At 56.3% G+C, this 4059-nt stretch carries 5 protein-coding genes; all 5 read left to right on the forward strand.

Going from position 1 to position 4059, the window contains the following annotated elements:
• The first annotated feature begins 57 nt into the window (after positions 1 to 57).
• Positions 58 to 1452, forward strand: a complete 1395-nt coding sequence (gene glmU, locus GX108_07535; protein NLO56884.1) for a bifunctional UDP-N-acetylglucosamine diphosphorylase/glucosamine-1-phosphate N-acetyltransferase GlmU — start codon at positions 58 to 60, stop codon at positions 1450 to 1452.
• Positions 1453 to 1454: 2 nt separating this feature from the next.
• Positions 1455 to 2423, forward strand: coding sequence for a ribose-phosphate pyrophosphokinase (locus GX108_07540; protein NLO56885.1), 969 nt, complete (start codon positions 1455 to 1457; stop codon positions 2421 to 2423).
• Between the two features lie 44 nt (positions 2424 to 2467).
• Positions 2468 to 3133, forward strand: coding sequence for a 50S ribosomal protein L25 (locus tag GX108_07545; protein ID NLO56886.1), 666 nt, complete (start codon positions 2468 to 2470; stop codon positions 3131 to 3133).
• A gap of 6 nt (positions 3134 to 3139) precedes the next feature.
• The gene (locus GX108_07550) at positions 3140 to 3751 is read left to right on the forward strand and encodes an aminoacyl-tRNA hydrolase (protein ID NLO56887.1); all 612 of its coding nucleotides are present in this window, start codon (positions 3140 to 3142) and stop codon (positions 3749 to 3751) included.
• 13 nt (positions 3752 to 3764) lie between these two features.
• The coding region (locus tag GX108_07555) for a hypothetical protein (GenBank protein NLO56888.1) at positions 3765 to 4059 on the forward strand (295 nt) is incomplete at its 3' end.

Here is a 4059-nt window from a genome sequence, read left to right on the forward strand (position 1 = left end):
AGTCAGTTCAGGCATGTTAAAATCAGGGTAGACAAAATCTGGTGGAGGGGGATCGTCATGTCTATAGCGGGCACTGGAGTCCTGGTCCTGGCCGCCGGCAAAGGTACGCGCATGAAGAGCGAAACTCCCAAGGTCCTTCTCGAACTGCTCAACGAACCACTTCTCTATTATCCCATGGAATCGACGGACGATCCTGGTTTCTCCGGCAGGGCTGTGGTAGTCGGTTACGGGAGCGAGGCTGTTTCCCGGTACCTGGAGAACGCCTGGCCCGGGACAGAAATGATCGTTCAACAGGAACAATTGGGCACGGGTCATGCGGTCTATACTGCCCGGGAGTGGGTATCGCGATTTGAACGGGTGATAATCATCCCGGGAGATGTACCCCTGATAGCCAAGGAAACACTGACCGGGTTGAACACCCGGAACATTGAGGCCGATGAGGATTGTACCTTCCTGGTGTTCGAGCCCACTGATCCGACGGGTTACGGCCGTGTTCTCGACACGGACAGGGGTTTCAGGATCGTCGAGGAAAAAGATGCCCTCGAGCATGAAAAGAAATGCTACAGGGTCAACAGCGGTATCTATGTCTTCAGAACGGAGTCGCTTTTGGAGCAACTGGAGAACGTCGGCAGGGAAAACTCCCAAGGGGAGTATTACCTGACCGACGTTATCCACGGCCTCGGCGAAGAGGAGAAAAAGGTGGGTATGATGACCTGCCCTGACCCGGACGAGATGGAAGGCGTCAACGATCCTCTGCAGCTGGACAGGGTATCGGGGATTTTGCGGGGGCGTATTCTCGACCGCCATATGAGAAATGGGCTCAAGTGCGTCGATTCCGGGACGGTTTGGATTGGGCCGGGTGTTGTCATCGGCGACGACGTGACGGTGGAACCCTTTGTGCAGGTGTGGGGAGCGTCAAAGATCGGTAGCCGTTCCAGGTTAGGCAGTTTCTCTATTGTCAGGGACAGCGTTTTAGGCAAGAATGTCCACCTGTTGGGTCATGTCGTGATTTGCGACAGTACGGCCGGCGATAATTCGACCCTAGGCCCCTTCACCTTCGTCAGGGATGGTTCGGTGCTGAGCGAGGGAGCTTTCGCGGGCAAGTTCGTAGAGATCAAAAAAAGCGTCATCGGCGAAAAAGCCAAGGTTCCTCACCTAACCTACATTGGCGACGCCACGGTGGGGAAAGGAAGCAACATAGGAGCCGGCACCGTAACCTGCAATTATGACGGGGAAAAGAAAAATCCGACCATCATTGGCGAAGGTTGCTTCGTTGGCAGCGATACAATGTTGGTGGCACCCGTCACGCTGGGCGACGGTTGTTACACCGCGGCCGGGTCGGTTATCACGAAGGACGTTCCCGCCGAAGGCCTGGCCATCGGAAGGGCTAGGCAGAAGAATATTGAGGGATGGGCCCGCAGAAGAAGGAAGACCGACGAGGGAGGAGAATGAAGATGGCCTCAAAATTAAGGGAACTGAAGGTTTTTTCGGGTAGCGCCCATCCAGAATTCACCAGGTCGATCTGTGAAAACCTCGGAGTCGGGGTCGCGACAGCGAATATCTTCCGCTTCTCCGACGGAGAGATCGGACTTTCCGTGGAAGAGAGCGTAAGAGGGGCCGATGTTTACGTTGTCCAGCCTACCTGCGAACTCGTCAACGAGAACCTCATGGAACTCCTGATTTTGATCGATGCCATGCGCAGGGCCTCGGCCTACCGAGTGAACGTGGTGACCCCCTACTTCGGGTATGCGAGGCAAGACCGAAAATCCAAAGCCAGGGATCCCATAACCGCCAAACTGGTGGCCAACCTGATTGAGAAGGCTGGCGCCGACCGCGTCCTGGCGGCGGATCTGCACGCTGGCCAGCTTCAGGGCTTCTTTGACATCCCCGTGGATCACCTCACGGGTATACCGCTGTTAGCCGCCTACTTCAGGGATGCCCTGAAGGAAGAACTGGGGAAGGGCGACCTGGTGGTCATCCCGCCCGATATCGGCGCCGTGACCAGGGCCAGGCGTTTCGCGGTGCCCCTTAATGCCGACCTCGCGATAGTCGACAAGCGTCGCTCCTATGAGGTGGCCAACTTCAGCGAGGTCATGGAAGTGATCGGTGACGTCTCGGGCAAGACGGCGGTGCTCGTGGACGATATCATAGATACGGCGGGCACGATGGTGCAGGCGGCCGAGGCGGTATTGGCGAGGGGAGCCAAAAAAGTCTACGCTTGTGCGACCCACGGCGTCCTCTCGGGTCCAGCCATCGACAGGATAAGCAGGTCGCCCATTCACCAGGTGGTCCTGACAAACACGATCCCACTCCCGGAGGAGAAGAGAATCGACAATATCACCGTTCTCTCCATAGCACCACTTTTCGCGGAGGCCATAAGCAGGATACACTCCGATCATTCCGTGAGCATCCTTTTTCGGTAGACCCGGCGGCCCCCTGTTCTCATATATTACGAGGAGGGTATTTCATGGACAAAAGCACCAGGATAAGGCTTGAAAAAAGGGAAGAAACGGGGAAACAGCACTGTAAGAAGATCAGGAGCGAAGGCAAGATACCCGGGGTCCTCTACGGTCACGGCTATCCGGAGTCGATGCCCTTTTACGTGGCGGTCCAGAGCATTGTGCCCGTTGTGCAATCCGGCCGTTGGGAGACCGCCAGGCTTGACGTGGTGACCCCGGGGGGGAAAAGGGAACTCTGCCTCATGAGGGACCTGCAAAGGAATCCGCTGACGGGGGATATTCTTCACATGGATCTTCTGCAACTCAAGAAGGGCCACAAGGTTTCGGTAAATGTACCCGTTGAGATAATTGGAAGGGAAAGATGCGCAGGGATCAAACAGGGAGGCGTCTTTGAACAGTTGATCCACGAAGTGGAGATGGAAGTCCTTCCCAGCGAGATTCCCGCCTCCATCGTCATCGATGTGTCGGAGTTGCTCATAGACGGAACGATCAGGATCTCCGATGTGGAATTCCCTGAAAGCGCCGTCTTGGTCCTCTCCCCTGAAGAAATCATAGTGACCATCGCACCGGCCCGCGTGGAGGCTGAACCTGAGCCTGAAGAGGAGGAAGAAGAAGAGGAAACTGCCGAAGTAGAGGTCGTCGCGAAGGGGAAAGCCAAGGAAGAGGAGGTCTAGCGCCCTTTGAAACTTGTCGTAGGGCTTGGCAACCCCGGTGTACGTTATGCCTGGACAAGGCATAACACTGGTTGGCATGTCCTTGACCTCCTGCGCCGACGTTTGGGGGCCCCGAAGCACGCCCTTTCTATGGACTCCCAGGCTTGGGGTCCCATCCCCGTCGATGGCGAGAGAGTACTTCTCATGAAACCCATGACCTACATGAACTTGAGCGGGAGTGCCGTCGTGAAGGCCTTCCGCTATTTTGACCTTGACCTGGATAATCTTCTTGTCATTTATGATGACGCCGCGCTCCCCTTCGGACGGATCCGGCTAAGGGCGAGGGGGTCTGCCGGGGGGCATAAGGGCATGATTTCTATCATCGCCCAATTGGGGTCACTGGACTTCCCTAGGTTGCGTATAGGTATAGGCTCCTCGGGCCCCGAAAAGGATCTGGCGGAATATGTTACCGAGGTATTCTCGCCGGAGGAACTCGCCGACCTGCCGACCATCGTCGATAGGTCCGCCGATGTGGTTTTGGCATGGATTACACGAGGTATTGATGAGGCCATGAGGGAGGCCAATTCACCTACAGACGCTTCCGGGGATTCCCATAACGACTTCAGGGAGAAGGAGTAACCCTCCTTTTGCCATGACCACCCAGGATGAACAACAACCCCTGGATATCGGGACCATGGGAACGCCTTTGTTCCAGCGGGCATCGAAGAAGGTCCATCTCCCTGCAGGTACATCTTCTTGGTGCTGGCTGCTCAGGGGCGCGGAACGACCGCTTCTTGCCATCGTCCCGGACCAGCACAGGCTGTCGGAGTTCGTTTCGGACTGGAAGGTTCTTTTCTCCGGGGAAGAGATTCATGTCCTTTCAGAGATCCCTCTCACCCAGGAATACCTCTCGAGCGAAGCGATCAGGATCGAAAGGGGCAGCGCCG

The sequence above is a fragment of the Thermovirga sp. genome (assembly GCA_012523215.1).
Taxonomy (GTDB): domain Bacteria; phylum Synergistota; class Synergistia; order Synergistales; family Thermovirgaceae; genus 58-81.

What these genes read in the sequence shown, in the direction of transcription:
- GX108_07540 (NLO56885.1), top strand. Translation starts at nt 1,455, where the DNA reads ATGGCCTCAAAATTAAGGGAACTGAAGGTTTTTTCGGGTAGCGCCCAT.
- glmU (NLO56884.1), top strand. Translation starts at nt 58, where the DNA reads ATGTCTATAGCGGGCACTGGAGTCCTGGTCCTGGCCGCCGGCAAAGGT.
- GX108_07545 (NLO56886.1), top strand. Translation starts at nt 2,468, where the DNA reads ATGGACAAAAGCACCAGGATAAGGCTTGAAAAAAGGGAAGAAACGGGG.